This is a genomic window from Maritimibacter fusiformis (genome assembly GCF_008086115.1).
GTDB classification, from domain to species: domain Bacteria; phylum Pseudomonadota; class Alphaproteobacteria; order Rhodobacterales; family Rhodobacteraceae; genus Muriiphilus; species Muriiphilus fusiformis.
Genome location: NZ_VSIY01000015.1, coordinates 143,696 through 158,217 on the forward strand (window position 1 = coordinate 143,696; position 14,522 = coordinate 158,217).

Consider the following 14,522-nt stretch of genomic DNA (forward strand, 5'->3'; position numbering starts at 1 on the left):
GGGACCGGCAAAAACCGGCGGCGTGATTCCCTCACGCCGCCATTTTCATTTGTTTGGCTTGCATTCGGCCCCGGGCCGCGATGTTGTCGGTGAAAGCAGATGGACACCCCATGAACCTATCCGGCCCCCTCTTCGCGCTTGCCGCCTTCGCCATTTTCTCGACCCATGACGTGGTGGTCAAAACGCTGGGCGGGATCTATTCGCCGTTCCAGATCATCTTTTTTGCAACGGCATTCTCGTTTCCGCTGATCACCCTCATGCTGATGCGGGATTCGAGCGAGAGCAATCTGCGCCCGGTGCATCCGTGGTGGGTTGCGGCGCGCACGGTCAGCGCCGTCATCACCGGCTTTTCGGGCTTTTATGCCTTTTCGGTCCTGCCGATGGCCCAGGCCTATGTGATGCTGTTCGCCTCGCCGCTGCTGATCACGCTGCTGTCGATCCCGATGCTGGGAGAGCGGGTCGGCATTCATCGCTCGCTGGCGGTTCTGATCGGGCTGGGGGGCGTGGTGGTCGTGCTGCGCCCGGGGGCCGAAGCCCTGAGCCTCGGCCATCTCGCCGGCCTCACGGCGGCGGCGGCAAACGCGGTCGGGTCGGTGATCGTGCGCAGGATCGGCAACGATGAGCGGACGGCGGTGCTTATGCTCTATCCGATGGCGGCGAACTTTCTGGTGATGGGGGCGCTGCTGGGGCTGGTCTATGTGCCTATGCCGCTGCTGCACCTGGCCGGCATGGGGGCGATCTCGGTGCTTGGCTTCATCGCCGGGGTTCTGCTGATCGCCGCCTATCGCAACGGCGATGCCGCCATCGTGGCGCCGATGCAGTATTCGCAGATCCTCTGGGCGACGCTGTTCGGCGCGGTGCTGTTCGACGAATCGCTGGATCTGCCGACGCTGATCGGGGCGGGGATCATCATCGCCTCGGGGATCTACATCGTGTTCCGCGAATCGCGGCTCGGGGCAAGATCGCAAACCCCCGTCCTGCGCGCGAGGTCACGCCTGTCGACGCCCACATCGCTCCGGATTTCCCCGATGCTGCGCCGCCTGCGCGAGCGCCGATAGGCGCTTGCAAAGGGTTCAAAGCTAAGCTATCCCGCGCGGCACGGTCGGAGTGTAGCTCAGCCTGGTAGAGCACTGTCTTCGGGAGGCAGGGGTCGGAGGTTCGAATCCTCTCACTCCGACCAATACACAGGATTGCCGCAAGCCCCGCACGCTGCGTTTCCCATCCCCTTAACAATCCCCTAACCCCCCGCCCGCGCCATTTGCCGGTTGGCAAGGGTGTCCGGTCTATACCTGTCGCCTCATTCAGCGTCAGGAGACCCCATGTCCGACACATCGCCCCGGCTTGCCCTGCCCTATCTTCAGCCCGCGCAGGCGCAGAAACACGTCACCCATAACGAGGCGCTGCGGGTGCTCGATGTCATCGTTCAGCTTGCGGTGGTCGCCTTCGATGCCACCACGCCCCCGACCCTGCCGGACGAGGGCAAGGTCTATGCGCTTGGCCTCGGGGCGAGCGGCGGTTGGGCGGGCGAGGATGGCAGGCTTGCGGTCTGGGTCGATGCCGGCTGGCAGTTTCACGTGCCCGGGCCGGGCTGGATCGCCACGCTTGCGGGCGGGCAGGAGCTTCGGGTGTGGACCGGGGCGGGCTGGCAGCCGGTGGTCGGGGCGACGCAGAACCTCGACGGGGTCGGGGTCAACACCGGGTCGGATGCCACCAACCGGCTGGCGGTGTCGGCCGCGGCCAGCCTGTTCAGCCACGCGGGCGCCGGGCATCAGCTCAAGATCAACAAGTCCGCCAGCGGCGACACCGCGTCGCTGCTCTACCAGACCAACTGGTCGGGACGGGCCGAGATGGGGCTGGCGGGCGACGATGCCTTCTCGATCAAGGTCAGCGCGGACGGGTCAAGCTGGGACGAGGCGCTCAGGATCACCCCCGGCACGCAGGTGTTTCACACCGGCAACGCGGTCGGCCCGGTCAGCGCCACGTCGGGCATCGGCAGCGGCATCGTCGAGACCGGGACCAACGCCAACGGCAGCTTCACCAGGTTCGCGGACGGCACCATGATCTGCGTTCTGGACGGGTTCGCCAGCGCCAGCGGGGCGGCGGCGACATGGACCTTCCCCGCCGCTTTCGCCAGCGGAGCCGTCAGCGTCACGGCCACCGCGCGCGGCACGACGGCGGCGATTGTCACGGTCGATGCGGTCAGCGCCAGCGCGGCCGATATCCACACGTTTGACACGACGGGGGCCGATACTGTCGCCCCCGCTGTCGATCTGGTGGCGGTCGGGCGGTGTTTCTGAGGGTCAGTTTTCTTGCCGGGGGCGCGTTTTGGTGCCAAACATCACCAAACCCGCCAAGAAAGACGTGGCATGGACAACCTGATCTATATCCTGAACGGCCCCAACCTGAACCTGCTGGGCAAGCGCGAACCGGAGATCTACGGCGCGGATACGCTCGAGGACGTGGCGGCGATGTGCGTCGAGGTGGGGGCGGGCTTCGGGCTGGAGATCCGCATGCTGCAGTCCAACCACGAAGGCGAGATCGTCACGTGGATTCAGGAGGCGCGCAATCATGCCGCCGGGATCATCATCAACCCGGCGGCCTATTCCCACACCTCCATCGCCATTCTCGATGCGCTCAACGCCTATGACGGGCCGGTGCTGGAGGTGCATATCTCCAACATCCACCGGCGCGAGGCGTTCAGGCACCATTCGCATATCTCTGCGCGCGCCGATGGCGTGATCGCGGGCTTCGGGGTCGAGGGCTATGCGCTGGCGATGCGGCGGATGGGGTCGCTTTTGTCATGACCGACCGCTATGCGGTGTTCGGCAATCCGCTGAGCCACACGAAAAGCCCGTTCATCCACGGCGAGTTTGCCCGCCAGACCGGCGAGGACATGCGTTACGAGGCGATCGAGGCGCCTCTGGACGGGTTCGAGGCGGCGGTGCGGGCGTTCTTCGATGCGGGCGGCAAGGGCATCAACGTCACCGTCCCGTTCAAGGTCGACGCTCATGACCTGGCCGACGCGCGCCGCGAGGCGGCGGCGATCTGTGGTGCTTCGAACTGCCTGAAGCTTGAGGGCGACCGGCTGGTGGCCGAAAACTTCGACGGCGTCGGGCTGGTGCGCGATATCGCGGTCAACCTGGGCGTGCCGCTGGCCGGCAAGCGGGTGCTGATCGCCGGAGCCGGCGGGGCGACGCGGGGCGCGGTTGCGCCGTTTCTGGCCGCTGGCGTGGGTGAGGTGGTGATCGCCAATCGCACGGTGGCAAAGGCCGAGGCGATCCGCGATCTGCTGGGGGATCGCGGGACGGTTTCCGCGGTCGGATATGACGGCATCGAAGGCAGCTTCGACCTGGTGTTGAACAGCACATCCGCCAGCCTGTCGGGCGCGGCGCTGCCGATCCCGGCGAGCGCGTTTGCAGGCTGCGTGCTGGCCTATGATCTGGCTTATGGCAAGGGCAAGACGCCGTTCCTGCAACAGGCCGAAGCAGCGGGCGCGGCGCAATTGGCCGATGGGGTCGGGATGCTGGTGGAACAGGCCGCCGAGGCGTTCCTGTGGTGGCGCGACAAGCGTCCCGACACCGCCCCGGTGATCGCGGCGATGACGGTGCCGCTGGACTAGAAGATCCGGTGGAACAGGCCCAGCGGCAGGTGTTGGCCGAGGGTAAAGAGCCACGAGAACGGTGCCGGAAAACTGGTCGAGAAGCGCCCCGATTTCATCGCGGCGACGACGCGGGCGGCGGCGTCTTCCGGCTCCATGATCTGCGGCATTTTGAAATCGTTCTTCTCGGTCAGCCGGGTTCGGATGAAACCGGGGTTCATGCGCTGAACCGAAATCCCGGTGCCGCGCAGGTCAATCTTGAGGTTCTCGGCCAGATGCATCAGCCCGGCCTTGGACGCGCCATAGCCGACCGCGCCGGGCAGGCCGCGAAAGCCGGAAAGCGACCCTATCAAGGCGATATGGCCGGTTTTTCGCGCGATCATGCTCGGCAGAACCGCACCCACCACGTTCAGCCCGCCGACGAAATTGACCTCGGCCATGGTCCGCACGGCCTCGGCCTGCCAGTCCTTCGCATCGACCGGATCATAGGCGCCGGCGCTGAAGATCAGCCCGTCGATCTCGCCCGCCTCATCCAGCGCGGTCTTGACCGAGGCCGGGTCGGTCACATCGACCGGCACCGCGACCGCGTCGGTCAGTTCGCCGGCAAGGCCTTCGATCCGGTCCCCGCTGCGGGCCGATACCACCAGCCGTGCGCCTTCGCGGTCGAGCGCATGGGCCAGCGCGCGCCCCAGCCCTTCGGAGGCGCCGACCAGCCAATAACGGCGGCCCTTGAGGTCAGGCATGGGCAAGCTCCACCTGCACCACGTCGGTCTGACCTACCGAAAAGGCAGCGGCGCAGATCGCGAGATAATAGCGCCAGTTGCGCAGGAATCCTTCGTCGCCATAACCGACCTTGGCCAGCCGTGGCCGGGCGGCTTCAAGCTGTTCGCCCCAGGTGGCGCAGGTGCGGGCATAGTCTCGCCCGAAAGCGAAACTTTCCTGCACCTTCAACCCGGCACGCCGCGCCTGGTCGCGGATGACGCCTTCCGACAGCAGCATCCCGCCCGGAAAGGTGTAGTGGCGGATGTAATCGGACCCCTTGCGATAGGCCGGGAAATTCTCGTCGGTGACGGTGATCGCCTGGATCACGGCACGCCCGCCCTCGGCCAGTCGCGCCTTGAGGGTTCCGAAATACTCGGGCCAGTAGCGTTCGCCGACCGCCTCGATCATCTCGATCGACACGATGTTGTCGAAGGTGCCCGTGATGTCGCGGTAATCCTGCAGACGGATCTCGGCGCGCCCGTCCAGCCGCGCGTCGGCATAGCCCTTCTGGCTGGGCGAGATCGTGACGCCGGTGACATGGCGGCCGGTGTCGGCGGCGCGCTCGGCGAAGCCGCCCCAGCCGCAGCCGATTTCCAGCACCTGCTCGCCTTCGGACAGCCGACCGAGGATGCGGTCATACTTGCGTTGCTGGCCGCGCGTCAGGTCCGTGTCGCTGTCTGCGAACAGCGCCGAGGAATAGGTCATCGTCGGGTCGAGCCAGCATTGATAGAACTCGTTTCCAACGTCGTAATGCGCCCGGATATTGCGCGCCGCGCCCTGTTTCGAGTTGGCGCGCAGGATGCGGTCGACGACACGGAATTTCAGCGCGTTCAGCCGCGTGGGATAGGCAAAATTGTCAAAGCGGTCCATGTTCAAGAGCACAAGCTCGGTCAGGGTCTGGATCGACGGCGTGTCCCAGAGACCCGCGACATAGCTTTCGCCGAACCCGATATCGCCCCGCGCCGCGGCGGCGGTGATCGCGCCCCAATCGTTGATCTGCAATTCGGCCGCGGGCGCGCCGGAGCCGAAATCATGGATCTCGCCGCCGGGCGTGCGGATGCGGAGCGAGCCGGTGTGAATCGCCTCGCAGGCGGTCAGGAAATCGCGCTTCACGCGCTGGGTGAGAAACGGCATCAGCTGACCTCCTCGGTCGGCGGTTCGGGGCGGGTGCGATAGCGCGCGCCCTTGAGTTTCAGTTTCAGGGCCTGCCAGTAGATCAGCCCGATGGTGCGCAGCGCCCCGGCGGGGCGCCGCAGACTGGCCCCGACAATAGCACGATTCGTGAGCTTGGCGCGCGGACCGGTCAGGGTGGCGATAACGCCGGCCTTGCCGTCTTTCAGCGCGATCCTGATTGCGATCCGGTCGGGCCGGATATCGAAGTTGAACCGATAGTCGCCACCAAGCCGCTGGAACGGCGAAACGTGGAACACCTTGTGCGCGACAAGCGTGTCCGAGGCCGCAATAGGGTCGAATTCCGGGTGATGAGAGAGATAGGAATGGCGATCGCCAAAGGGGTTGTTGACCTCGGAAATTACCGCGATCAGTTGACCCTCGCGCAGCGCCAGCCAGAAGCTGACCGGGTTGAACCAGTAGCCGAGAAAACGCGGCTGGGTCAGGAGCAGGATTTCGAGACCCCGGGTCTCAAGCCCGTGTTCGGCAAACACACGACGCGCCCAGGCCACGCCCTCTCCCCTGCCGCGCGCGCCGCCGTGATCGCGGTCATGCACCGCGATCAGGTTGAAGCGGTTGCGCGAGAACAGGGCCGGCGTCGGGGCGCGGCTGTCCGGGTCTATCAGCACGTAATCGACACCATAGCGGAAGGCGTTGGCGATTCCGCCAAGCCGGGCATGGGTGGTGATGCCGCGCATATGCTGGGCTGCGAAGGTCATGCCGCGATCAGCTCCACCGCCGGGTTGATCCGCCGCGCGATGCGCACCGCCGAGGCATAGCCGTCTTCGTGAAAGCCGTGGCGGGTATAGGCACCGGCGAACCAGGTGTTGTTGTCGCCCTGAATCGCCGCAAGATCCTTTTGCGCGCGCAGGGCGGCCCGGTCGAACACCGGGTGGCGGAAGGTGACCTGGTCATAGATCAGAGCCTCCGGCACCGCACGCGCCGGGTTCAGCGAGACGAACAGCGGGTCGTCCTCGGGGATGTTCTGCAGCCGGTTCATCCAGTAGGTCACGCCGATGCGGGTTTCCTCCTGCGTCGTGTCGGCCTTGTAGACCCAGGACGACCACGTGCTTCGGCGACGCGGCATCTGGGCCGGGTCGCGGTGCAGGATCACGCTGTTGTCCTGATAGTTGAGGTTGCCCAGCGCGCGGGTCTCGGCCCCGGTCGGGTTGGCGATGAGGCGCAGCGCGTCGTCGGAATGGGTGGCGAAGATCACCTGGTCGAAGGTCTCGGGCTCCATCCCCGGGGCGTGAACGGTCGCCTTGCCGCCTGCGCGGGTCACTTTCGTCACCGGCGTTCCCGGGCGCAGCGCGACGCCGTGGCCTTTCAGATGCGCAGTCAGGCGCGAGACATATTCGACCGAGCCGCCCGAGACCGTCCACCACTGATGCTGGCCGGTGGCCGACAGCAGCGCGTGGTTACGGAAAAAGCTCAGGAGCGATTTCGCCGGAAAGGCGCGGATGCCATCGGGCGGCGTCGACCAGATCGCGCCGCAGATCGGCATCAGATAATAGCGCTCGAACCAATCACCGAGGCCCAGCGCCTCGACCAGTTCACCGATGGTGGTGTCGTCGGAGGTCGCCGCCGCCTCGGCGCGGGCGTTGAAGCGGAACAGGTCGCGCACCATGCGCAGAAACTCGGGCCGGACGATGTTGCGGCGCTGCCCGAACAGGGCGGCCGGGCCGCGCAGGCCGTATTCCACGGCGCCATCGTCGATGGTCGCGCCGAACGACATGTCGCTTTTCTCGACCGGCACGTCGAGGTCGTTAAACATCCGCGTCAGGTTCGGATAATTGGCATAGTTGAACACGATGAAGCCGGTATCGACCGGCTGGTCGCCGTTCTTGCCGGCGATCACGGTGCGGGCGTGTCCGCCCAGGCGCGGTTCGGCCTCATAAAGCGTCACGGCGTTCTGCGGTGAAAGTTCATAGGCGGCGGCGAGGCCGGATATGCCACCGCCGATCACGGCGATGCGCTGCGGGCGCGGAGGAGGGGCGTCAAACGACATTCGGTCTTCCTTGTTCTGTTGCCTGACCTACGGCCGCATTTTCCCGGCGGATCAAAAATGATCCGGTGCGTGGCGGGCAGCGTAAGTCGTGTATGCTGAGTATGGATGACACCCTTGCACATCGCCCCGAAGCACCTGAAAAAGGGGCCAACCCGGCTATCCCGCCGGTGCCAAAAAGGCATGAGACAGTGACGGACAAGACCCCGACAGACGGCTTTTCGGAGCAGACGGTCTGGATGCTGGCCATTCGCGATCAGCGCGACAAGGCGGCGTTTGGCAAGTTGTTTGACCATTACGCGCCACGGCTCAAGGGGTTCATCATCCGGGCAGGTGCGCCACGGGCGCAGGCCGAGGATGTGGTCCAGGACGTGATGCTGACGGTCTGGCGCAAGGCCCACCTGTTCGACCCGACCCGGGCGCAGGTGTCGAGCTGGATCTACCAGATCGCCCGCAACCGGCAGATCGACGTGATCCGCAAGGAAGCCCGGCCGATGCCCGAAGCCCTGAAGGCCGAGGACGAAGGCGACATGGAACCCGACGCCGGACAGGTCATGGCGCTGGAACAGGAAACCGACCAGTTGCGCGCGGCGCTGGACAAGCTGGCGCCCGCACAACGCGAAATGATCGAGCGCGCCTATCTGGGCGAGCTTAGCCACAGCGAGATCCGCGAGGCCACCGGCCTGCCGCTGGGCACGATTAAATCCCGCATCCGGCTCGGACTTGAGCGGTTGCGGCACGAGTTGAAGGACTTGAGACAGGAATGAGCGCGAACATTTCACATCACATCCCGCCCGAGATCATGGCCGCTTATGCCGCCGGGTCGTTGCCGCATGCCTTTTCGCTGGTCGTGGCCACGCATGTTTCGATGTGCGAGGACTGCCGCGCCGAACTGGCCGCGCAGGAGACGGTGGGCGGCGTGGTGCTCGAAACCCTCGACAGTGCCGAAGTGTCGGCCGGGCTGAAGGCCGATGTGCTGTCGATGCTCGACGACCCGGTCCCGCCCGAGCCTGCGCCCGCGAAGCGCAGCGGTGTTTATCCCGGCCCGGTGATGGAGGCGCTCAAGGGCAAGCCGCCGCGCTGGAAAGCGCTGGGCGGCGGGGTCAAGCAATGCGTGCTGACCGGCGAAGGCGGCTCTGTCTCGCGGCTGTTGTGGATTCCGCCGGGCAAGCCGGTGCCGGATCACGGGCACAACGGGCTTGAACTGACGCTGGTGCTGCAAGGCGGATTCTCGGACGAGACCGGGCATTTCGAGGTCGGCGATGTCGAGGTGGCGACCGACGACCTTGACCATGTGCCCACCGCCGACCCGGGCGCACCCTGCATCTGCCTGGCCGCGACCGACGCGCCGCTGAAATTCAACAGCTTCCTGCCGCGCCTGTTGCAGCCGCTGTTCGGCATCTGACCCTCTGGCCAAGTCGTGCCGTTTCGGGCAGGACTTGGCGGATGGGCAGGCTTGCGAAGACACCGAAGCGTGACAGCTACGACGTGGTGATCGTCGGCGGCGCCATGCTGGGCGCCTCGGTGGCGTGGTTCCTGGCAGCGAACCCTGACTTTGACGGGCGGGTGCTGGTGGTCGAGCGTGACCCGAGCTATTCCGCCTGTTCCACCGCCCACACCAATTCCTGCCTGCGCCAGCAGTTCTCGGCCCCGATCAACGTCGAGATCAGCCGGTTCGCGGCGGACTATGTGCGCCGCTTCCGCGATGAAATGGGCGATGCGCGGGTGCCGGGGATCGACACGCAGTATTTCGGCTATCTCTACCTCGCCGGGGACGAGGCGACCGCCTCACGGCTGCGGGCGAATGCCGCGATGCAAGCCGGGCTTGGGGCGGGCACGCGGATCTTGACGCCGGACGAGATCGCGGCGGCGTGGCCGTTCTATGACCTCGATGGCGTGGTGCTGGGCAGTCACAATCCGGTCGACGAGGGCTATTTCGACGGCGGTACGATGTTCGACTGGTGGCGGCGGCTGGCGGCGGAACGCGGGGTCGAGTTCATCCACGGCGAGGTGGTGGGGATCGACACCGTGCGGGACCGCGTCACGGCGGTGCGGCTTGCCTCGGGCGAAACGGTTTCCTGCGGCTGGGTGGTCAATGCCGCCGGGCCGCGCGCAGCGGGGGTGGCGGCGATGGCGGGTCTGTCGCTGCCGGTCGAACCGCGCAAGCGCTACACTTGGGTGGTGCGCGCCGCCGCGCCGCTGGATCGTGACCTGCCGCTGACGGTCGATCCCACCGGGGTGCATTTTCGCAGCGATGGCGCCTGCTACATGATCGGCGCGACGCCCGAGGATGATCCGGCGGTCGCGCCCGACGATTTCGCCTTCGATCACGGGTTGTGGGAGCGCAAGGTCTGGCCTGCCGTGGCCCAACGCATCCCGCAGTTCGAAAGCCTCAAGGTGGTGAACGAATGGGTCGGGCATTACGCCTACAACACGCTTGACCGCAACGCGGTGGTCGGGCCGGACGACCGGATCGGCAACTTCCTGTTCGTGAACGGCTTTTCCGGCCACGGGCTGCAACAGGCCCCGGCGATGGGGCGCGGGATCGCGGAATGGATCACCACGGGCGGCTACCGCACGCTGGACCTCACGCCCCTGCATGTCGACCGCATCCGCGCGGGCAGGCCGCTGGGCGAGGCCGCGATCATCTAGGCCGGCAAGCCCGCGCCGCTACAGCCCTTCGCGCGCGGCCAGGGTCATCTCGAACGCCTCCTTGGGTGCCGCCCCATCCTGCGCCAACACCTCGCGCAGCGACACGACCGAACCGATCAGGATCAGTGCCGGACCCTTGGGCCTGGCCGCCGCGACCTTGGCGCCGATATCGGCCAGCGTGCCGGTCACGACCTTCTGGGTGGTGCGGGTGCCGTTGTCGACCAGCGCGACCGGCATGTCGGGCGACACCCCTTGCGCCATCGCCGCCTCGGCGATTTCGGCCACGAAACGCAGCCCCATGTAGACCACCACGGTCTGCCCCTCGCGGGCCAGCGCCGTCCAGTCGTGCGGCAGCAGTCCGTCCTTGCCGTGGGCGGTGACGAACACGACGCTTTGCGCATGGTCGCGGTGCGTCAGGGGAATGCCGGCGGAGGCGCCGCAACCGGCGGCGGCGGTGATGCCGGGGACGACGACGACCGGGAAACCCTGGGCCGCCACCTCTTCCAGTTCCTCGCCGCCGCGCCCGAAGATGAACGGATCGCCCCCCTTGAGCCGCAGCACGCGCTTGCCCTCGCGCGCCAGCTTGATCATCAGCGCGGTGATGTCCTCTTGCAGCATCACGTGGTCGCCGGCGGTCTTGCCGACATTGATGCGCTCGGCATCGCGGCGCACGAGGTCCAGAAGGCCGTCACCGATCAGCCGGTCATAGAGCACCACATCGGCGTGCTGCATCATCCGAAGCGCCTTGAAGGTCAGAAGGTCCGGATCGCCCGGCCCGGCCCCGACCAACCAGACCTCGCCCCGGTGCAGTTTCTTGCTGCCGCCCGCGCCGAGATCTTCCTCGATCAGGCGTTCGGCCAGCGCCTCGTCTCCGGCGAGAAAGGCATCGCCCGCCGGGCCTTCGATCATGTTTTCCCAGAACCGCCGCCGTGCCGTGCCGCCCTTGATCTGGTCCGCGATCCGGTCGCGGTAGGTCGACAGGAACTGCGCCAGCCGTCCGTATGCGGCGGGCAGCATCGCCTCGACCCGGGCGCGCAGGATGCGGGCGATGACGGGGGCGGCGCCGCCGGTCGAAATGGCGATGGTCAGCGGATCGCGCTCGACCACGCTGGGGGTGATGAAATCGCAGTAGTCCTTTTCATCGGCCACGTTGGCCAACGCGTTATGGGCCTTGGCCCATTTGTAGAGCGGCGCATCCCGTGCCGGGTCTTCGGACGCGCCATAGGCGACAAGGCAATCGGCGAAATCGGCCTCGGCAGGCACCCGCGCGTGGTGGGTCAGGCGTTCATGCCCGAACAGGCGGGTCATTTCCTCGCCCGGCGCGGGATCGAACACCTCGACCAGCGCGCCCGCGCCCAGCGCGCGTTCGACCCGGCGGGCCGCGACGGTGCCGCCGCCATCGACGACGATTTTCCGCCCGGCCACGTCGAGAAAGATCGGAAGGTAATCCATCAGCCTTGCGCCCTTGCCCAATCGCCCATCGCATCGGCGAGTGCGGCGGCGGTGTCGGCGTCAAGCTCGACCTGGGTGATCCGGTGACCCTCGCGCAGCACCAGCCGCAGTATCTTCATGCCGCTGTCATAGGTGAATTCCTTGAGTTCGGCCTTACGCCGGTAGGGCAGTTCGTAAGCCGCGATCTCGCGCAGGTCTTCAGTCATACTTCAGCCCCCGGGTGAAAGCGGCCTCGAGCAGCCATTCCCATTTGCGCGGGGTATCGCGGAAATCGGGCTTGAGGTCGAACTCAAGGTGCATGATGCCGCTTTCGCCGGCATGGGCGACCAGCTTTTCCAGTTCGGCGAACTTGGTCACCTCGGGATGACCGATGATCAGGTCGCTCAGCTTGGCTACGTTCGTCATGTCAGCTTCCTTTCACGCGATTGTGGAACCGGACGCGATAGACGGTCCGGCGGGAGTGCGCCCGCGCCTCGCTATCAAATCCCGTCCGGTCATGCAGGACATTGTTGCACAGGACTCCCTGCCCGGCCTCGAACCTCAGAGAGATCGTCAGCGGGTCGGGGGTTTCAAGGGTGGACTGCAGGAATTCGACCGCCTCGCGGGTCAGCGCATCGTCGCGCCAGGCGATCGAGCGGGTGCGCGCGGTATAGCGCATCTGCATCGCGCCGGTGTCCGGATCGGCGAAGAACACCGGGCCGGTCGAGGCCGGGCGCTCGCTGCCCTCGTCCTCATTGGCGGGAATCACCATCGCCGCCGGATGCATCAGCGCGCGGATATAGTCGGGGTTTTCGTCCATCAGCCGGATATAGGCGATGGTGTGATCGAGAAACCGGTTCGAGCCGCCATCGTCGGCCGGGTGCGCGGTGTGCAGGACCATCGCGCTGATGCGTTCATCGGGCGCGTTGTAATAGCCATCGGTGTGCCAGTTCATCTGGCGCTTGGAATACGGAATATAGCCCCGCTGCGACGGCGCATCGCTCTGGCGCAGCGCGACGATGCCATCGCCGCCGGCCGAGCGGTGGCGTTCGGCGATACGCAGGTCGAAAGCCTGGGCAAAGCGGCGCAGGTCGTCGCGCAGGTCAGCGCCCTGTGGCGCCTGGTAAAGGGCGAGATTCGCGGCGCGACACCGGCGGATCAGCTCGTTTTTCTCCGACTCCGAGGGCGACGACAGGTCGGCAATCTCGACAAACCCGGCCGAGAGGGCCTCTTCGGCGGCGCGCAATCGCCCATCGCGCCATTCCCGATAGAAATCATCGGCCTTGGGCACGGTCCAGGAAAACCCGTTGTGTTCTGGCGTGTTAATGGCCGTTCCTCCCTGCGACGCTAAATCCGATCAAATCACTCGGCAATTTTCTTTTGTTTCTTTTGCACTTGCGGCAACTTTTTCCTTTTACATTCGATTATCCTGATGTGTAAATTAAAAGGTGACGTTGCTCGCCGAAGGTCGGATCATATGCACCGGATCAGACCCGTGCATCGGGATTTCCATCACCGGCGGCCGGCAGGATTTGAAGACCGCAAGCGCGAACGCTCGTAAGGGAGGAGAAACATGAAAGACGAATCGAAGGACAAGGCGACCCACGCGACCCCGATTCTCGACGAACTCGAGGGCGGCAAGTGGCCAAGCTTCATCACCGGCCTCAAGCATCTGCGCGACGAGGGCACGCCCAGCAACCGGGCGATCATGAATGACCTCCTGGGCCAGCTCGAACACTCCTACGAGGAGAAGCTGGGCTTCTGGAAGGGCGGCACCATCTCGGTGCGCGGTTACGGCGGGGGGATCATCCCGCGCTTTTCCGAAGTCGCGGACCGGTTTCCGGCCTCCAAGGAGTTCCACACCCTGCGGGTGATGCCGCCGCCGGGCTTTCACTATACCACCGACGTGCTGCGCAAGATGTGCGACATCTGGGAAGAGTATGGCTCGGGCCTGATCGCGTTCCACGGCCAGTCCGGCGACATCATGTTCCAGGGCACCACCTCCGAGAACACCCAGCCGGCCTTCGACGCGCTGAACGAGCTGGGATTCGACCTTGGCGGCGCCGGCCCGGCGCTGCGCACGGCGATGAGCTGTGTCGGTCACGCCCGCTGCGAACAGTCCTGCTTTGACGAGCAGCGCGCGCACCGGCTGATGATCAACACGTTCCTCGACGAGATGCACCGCCCGTCGCTGCCCTACAAGTTCAAGTTCAAGTTCTCGGGCTGCGGCAACGACTGCGTGAACGCCATTCAGCGCGCCGACTTCGCGGTGATCGGCACCTGGCGCGACGACATCAAGATCAACCAGGAGAAGGTGAAGGAGCACGTCGCCAAGGTCGGCCGCAAATACACCATCGACACCGTGGTTTCGATGTGCCCGACGCGCGCCATCTCGCTCAACGACGACGACACGCTGGAAATCGACAACCAGTCCTGCGTGCGCTGCATGCACTGCATCAACGTGATGACCAAGGCGCTCAGCCCGGGTGACGACAAGGGCGTTTCGATCCTGATCGGCGGCAAGCGTTCGCTGAAGGTCGGCGACCTCCTGGGCACCATGATCGTGCCGTTCATGAAGCTCGAAACCGATGAGGATTTCGAAAAGCTCGAGGAGTTCGGCGAGACGGTGATCGAATTCTTCGCCGACAACGCGCTGGAGCATGAGCGGGTCGGCGAGACCATCGACCGGATCGGCCTGCCGGCGTTCCTCGAAGCCGTTGGCGTGGATCCTGACCCCAACATGGTCAACCACCCGCGCACCTCGTCCTATGTCCGCACCGACGACTTCGACGAAGAAGCCGCGAAGTGGTTCGAGCGCAAGGCGGCCAAGGCACAGATCAGCGCCGAGTGAGCGGCGCCACACCCTGTTTCACTGACTCCGCGTCCGCCATCGGCGGCGCGGCT

General features: G+C 65.8%; 16 protein-coding genes and 1 tRNA gene. 9 read left to right on the plus strand and 8 right to left on the minus strand.

The window, feature by feature from the left end:
- Nucleotides 1–110 precede the first annotated feature (110 nt).
- The 5 genes from FVF75_RS15435 (at nucleotide 111) to aroE (ending at nucleotide 3,619) form a co-directional block, all read left to right on the plus strand.
- Nucleotides 111–1,058, plus strand: coding sequence for a DMT family transporter (locus tag FVF75_RS15435; RefSeq protein WP_148379618.1), 948 nt, complete (start codon nucleotides 111–113; stop codon nucleotides 1,056–1,058).
- 45 nt (nucleotides 1,059–1,103) lie between these two features.
- Nucleotides 1,104–1,180: transfer RNA gene (locus tag FVF75_RS15440), tRNA-Pro, on the plus strand.
- 139 nt (nucleotides 1,181–1,319) lie between these two features.
- Nucleotides 1,320–2,297, plus strand: coding sequence for a DUF2793 domain-containing protein (locus FVF75_RS15445; protein ID WP_148379619.1), 978 nt, complete (start codon nucleotides 1,320–1,322; stop codon nucleotides 2,295–2,297).
- Nucleotides 2,298–2,366: 69 nt separating this feature from the next.
- Nucleotides 2,367–2,804 (plus strand): type II 3-dehydroquinate dehydratase, encoded by a 438-nt coding sequence (gene aroQ / locus FVF75_RS15450; protein WP_148379623.1) that lies wholly within the window; start codon nucleotides 2,367–2,369, stop codon nucleotides 2,802–2,804.
- Complete coding sequence (aroE, locus tag FVF75_RS15455; RefSeq protein WP_148379626.1) at nucleotides 2,801–3,619, plus strand: shikimate dehydrogenase; 819 nt, start codon at nucleotides 2,801–2,803, stop codon at nucleotides 3,617–3,619. The genes aroQ and aroE overlap by 4 nt, the downstream gene beginning before the upstream one ends.
- Here the strand turns inward: aroE and FVF75_RS15460 are convergent.
- Genes FVF75_RS15460 through FVF75_RS15475 form a run of 4 tightly spaced genes read right to left on the minus strand, consistent with a single transcriptional unit; the run spans nucleotide 3,616 to nucleotide 7,538 of the window.
- On the minus strand, nucleotides 3,616–4,341 hold the full coding sequence (locus tag FVF75_RS15460) for an SDR family NAD(P)-dependent oxidoreductase (RefSeq protein WP_148379628.1): 726 nt from the start codon (nucleotides 4,339–4,341) through the stop codon (nucleotides 3,616–3,618). The two genes, aroE and FVF75_RS15460, sit on opposite strands and share 4 nt — an antisense overlap.
- Nucleotides 4,334–5,494 (minus strand): SAM-dependent methyltransferase, encoded by a 1,161-nt coding sequence (locus FVF75_RS15465; protein ID WP_148379631.1) that lies wholly within the window; start codon nucleotides 5,492–5,494, stop codon nucleotides 4,334–4,336. Before FVF75_RS15465 ends, FVF75_RS15460 begins: the two co-directional genes overlap by 8 nt.
- Nucleotides 5,494–6,249 (minus strand): DUF1365 domain-containing protein, encoded by a 756-nt coding sequence (locus tag FVF75_RS15470; RefSeq protein WP_148379633.1) that lies wholly within the window; start codon nucleotides 6,247–6,249, stop codon nucleotides 5,494–5,496. Before FVF75_RS15470 ends, FVF75_RS15465 begins: the two co-directional genes overlap by 1 nt.
- Nucleotides 6,246–7,538, minus strand: a complete 1,293-nt coding sequence (locus FVF75_RS15475) for an NAD(P)/FAD-dependent oxidoreductase (protein WP_148379635.1) — start codon at nucleotides 7,536–7,538, stop codon at nucleotides 6,246–6,248. Before FVF75_RS15475 ends, FVF75_RS15470 begins: the two co-directional genes overlap by 4 nt.
- Nucleotides 7,539–7,639: 101 nt before the next feature.
- Here FVF75_RS15475 and FVF75_RS15480 point away from each other — a divergent pair, with 101 nt between their 5' ends.
- Genes FVF75_RS15480 through FVF75_RS15490 form a run of 3 tightly spaced genes read left to right on the plus strand, consistent with a single transcriptional unit; the run spans nucleotide 7,640 to nucleotide 10,187 of the window.
- Nucleotides 7,640–8,302, plus strand: coding sequence for a sigma-70 family RNA polymerase sigma factor (locus tag FVF75_RS15480; RefSeq protein ID WP_148379967.1), 663 nt, complete (start codon nucleotides 7,640–7,642; stop codon nucleotides 8,300–8,302).
- Nucleotides 8,299–8,940, plus strand: a complete 642-nt coding sequence (locus FVF75_RS15485) for a ChrR family anti-sigma-E factor (RefSeq protein WP_148379638.1) — start codon at nucleotides 8,299–8,301, stop codon at nucleotides 8,938–8,940. Before FVF75_RS15480 ends, FVF75_RS15485 begins: the two co-directional genes overlap by 4 nt.
- Before the next feature lie 41 nt (nucleotides 8,941–8,981).
- Nucleotides 8,982–10,187 (plus strand): NAD(P)/FAD-dependent oxidoreductase, encoded by a 1,206-nt coding sequence (locus tag FVF75_RS15490; protein WP_148379640.1) that lies wholly within the window; start codon nucleotides 8,982–8,984, stop codon nucleotides 10,185–10,187.
- Nucleotides 10,188–10,205: 18 nt separating this feature from the next.
- Here the strand turns inward: FVF75_RS15490 and cysG are convergent, their stop codons facing one another.
- Genes cysG through FVF75_RS15510 form a run of 4 tightly spaced genes read right to left on the minus strand, consistent with a single transcriptional unit; the run spans nucleotide 10,206 to nucleotide 12,909 of the window.
- Nucleotides 10,206–11,639 carry a siroheme synthase CysG gene (gene cysG / locus FVF75_RS15495; protein WP_148379642.1) on the minus strand — a complete coding sequence of 478 codons (1,434 nt, stop codon included), beginning with the start codon at nucleotides 11,637–11,639 and terminating at the stop codon, nucleotides 10,206–10,208.
- Nucleotides 11,639–11,845, minus strand: a complete 207-nt coding sequence (locus FVF75_RS15500) for a DUF6967 family protein (RefSeq protein WP_148379644.1) — start codon at nucleotides 11,843–11,845, stop codon at nucleotides 11,639–11,641. Before FVF75_RS15500 ends, cysG begins: the two co-directional genes overlap by 1 nt.
- A complete protein-coding gene (locus FVF75_RS15505; protein ID WP_148379647.1) occupies nucleotides 11,838–12,044 on the minus strand; it encodes a sulfur relay protein DsrC in 207 nt (68 codons plus the stop codon). Before FVF75_RS15505 ends, FVF75_RS15500 begins: the two co-directional genes overlap by 8 nt.
- 1 nt (nucleotide 12,045) lies before the next feature.
- Complete coding sequence (locus FVF75_RS15510) at nucleotides 12,046–12,909, minus strand: TauD/TfdA family dioxygenase (RefSeq protein WP_187393097.1); 864 nt, start codon at nucleotides 12,907–12,909, stop codon at nucleotides 12,046–12,048.
- A 282-nt stretch (nucleotides 12,910–13,191) separates the two neighbouring features.
- On the opposite strand from FVF75_RS15510, the gene dsrA reads away from it, so the two are divergent.
- Nucleotides 13,192–14,469, plus strand: coding sequence for a dissimilatory-type sulfite reductase subunit alpha (dsrA, locus tag FVF75_RS15515; RefSeq protein WP_148379651.1), 1,278 nt, complete (start codon nucleotides 13,192–13,194; stop codon nucleotides 14,467–14,469).
- The last annotated feature ends 53 nt before the right edge of the window (nucleotides 14,470–14,522 follow it).

What these genes read in the sequence shown, in the direction of transcription:
- FVF75_RS15470 (WP_148379633.1), bottom strand. Translation starts at nt 6,249, where the DNA reads ATGACCTTCGCAGCCCAGCATATGCGCGGCATCACCACCCATGCCCGG.
- dsrA (WP_148379651.1), top strand. Translation starts at nt 13,192, where the DNA reads ATGAAAGACGAATCGAAGGACAAGGCGACCCACGCGACCCCGATTCTC.
- FVF75_RS15465 (WP_148379631.1), bottom strand. Translation starts at nt 5,494, where the DNA reads ATGCCGTTTCTCACCCAGCGCGTGAAGCGCGATTTCCTGACCGCCTGC.
- FVF75_RS15460 (WP_148379628.1), bottom strand. Translation starts at nt 4,341, where the DNA reads ATGCCTGACCTCAAGGGCCGCCGTTATTGGCTGGTCGGCGCCTCCGAA.
- FVF75_RS15445 (WP_148379619.1), top strand. Translation starts at nt 1,320, where the DNA reads ATGTCCGACACATCGCCCCGGCTTGCCCTGCCCTATCTTCAGCCCGCG.
- FVF75_RS15435 (WP_148379618.1), top strand. Translation starts at nt 111, where the DNA reads ATGAACCTATCCGGCCCCCTCTTCGCGCTTGCCGCCTTCGCCATTTTC.
- FVF75_RS15505 (WP_148379647.1), bottom strand. Translation starts at nt 12,044, where the DNA reads ATGACGAACGTAGCCAAGCTGAGCGACCTGATCATCGGTCATCCCGAG.
- FVF75_RS15475 (WP_148379635.1), bottom strand. Translation starts at nt 7,538, where the DNA reads ATGTCGTTTGACGCCCCTCCTCCGCGCCCGCAGCGCATCGCCGTGATC.
- aroE (WP_148379626.1), top strand. Translation starts at nt 2,801, where the DNA reads ATGACCGACCGCTATGCGGTGTTCGGCAATCCGCTGAGCCACACGAAA.
- cysG (WP_148379642.1), bottom strand. Translation starts at nt 11,639, where the DNA reads ATGGATTACCTTCCGATCTTTCTCGACGTGGCCGGGCGGAAAATCGTC.
- aroQ (WP_148379623.1), top strand. Translation starts at nt 2,367, where the DNA reads ATGGACAACCTGATCTATATCCTGAACGGCCCCAACCTGAACCTGCTG.
- FVF75_RS15490 (WP_148379640.1), top strand. Translation starts at nt 8,982, where the DNA reads ATGGGCAGGCTTGCGAAGACACCGAAGCGTGACAGCTACGACGTGGTG.
- FVF75_RS15480 (WP_148379967.1), top strand. Translation starts at nt 7,640, where the DNA reads ATGGATGACACCCTTGCACATCGCCCCGAAGCACCTGAAAAAGGGGCC.
- FVF75_RS15485 (WP_148379638.1), top strand. Translation starts at nt 8,299, where the DNA reads ATGAGCGCGAACATTTCACATCACATCCCGCCCGAGATCATGGCCGCT.
- FVF75_RS15500 (WP_148379644.1), bottom strand. Translation starts at nt 11,845, where the DNA reads ATGACTGAAGACCTGCGCGAGATCGCGGCTTACGAACTGCCCTACCGG.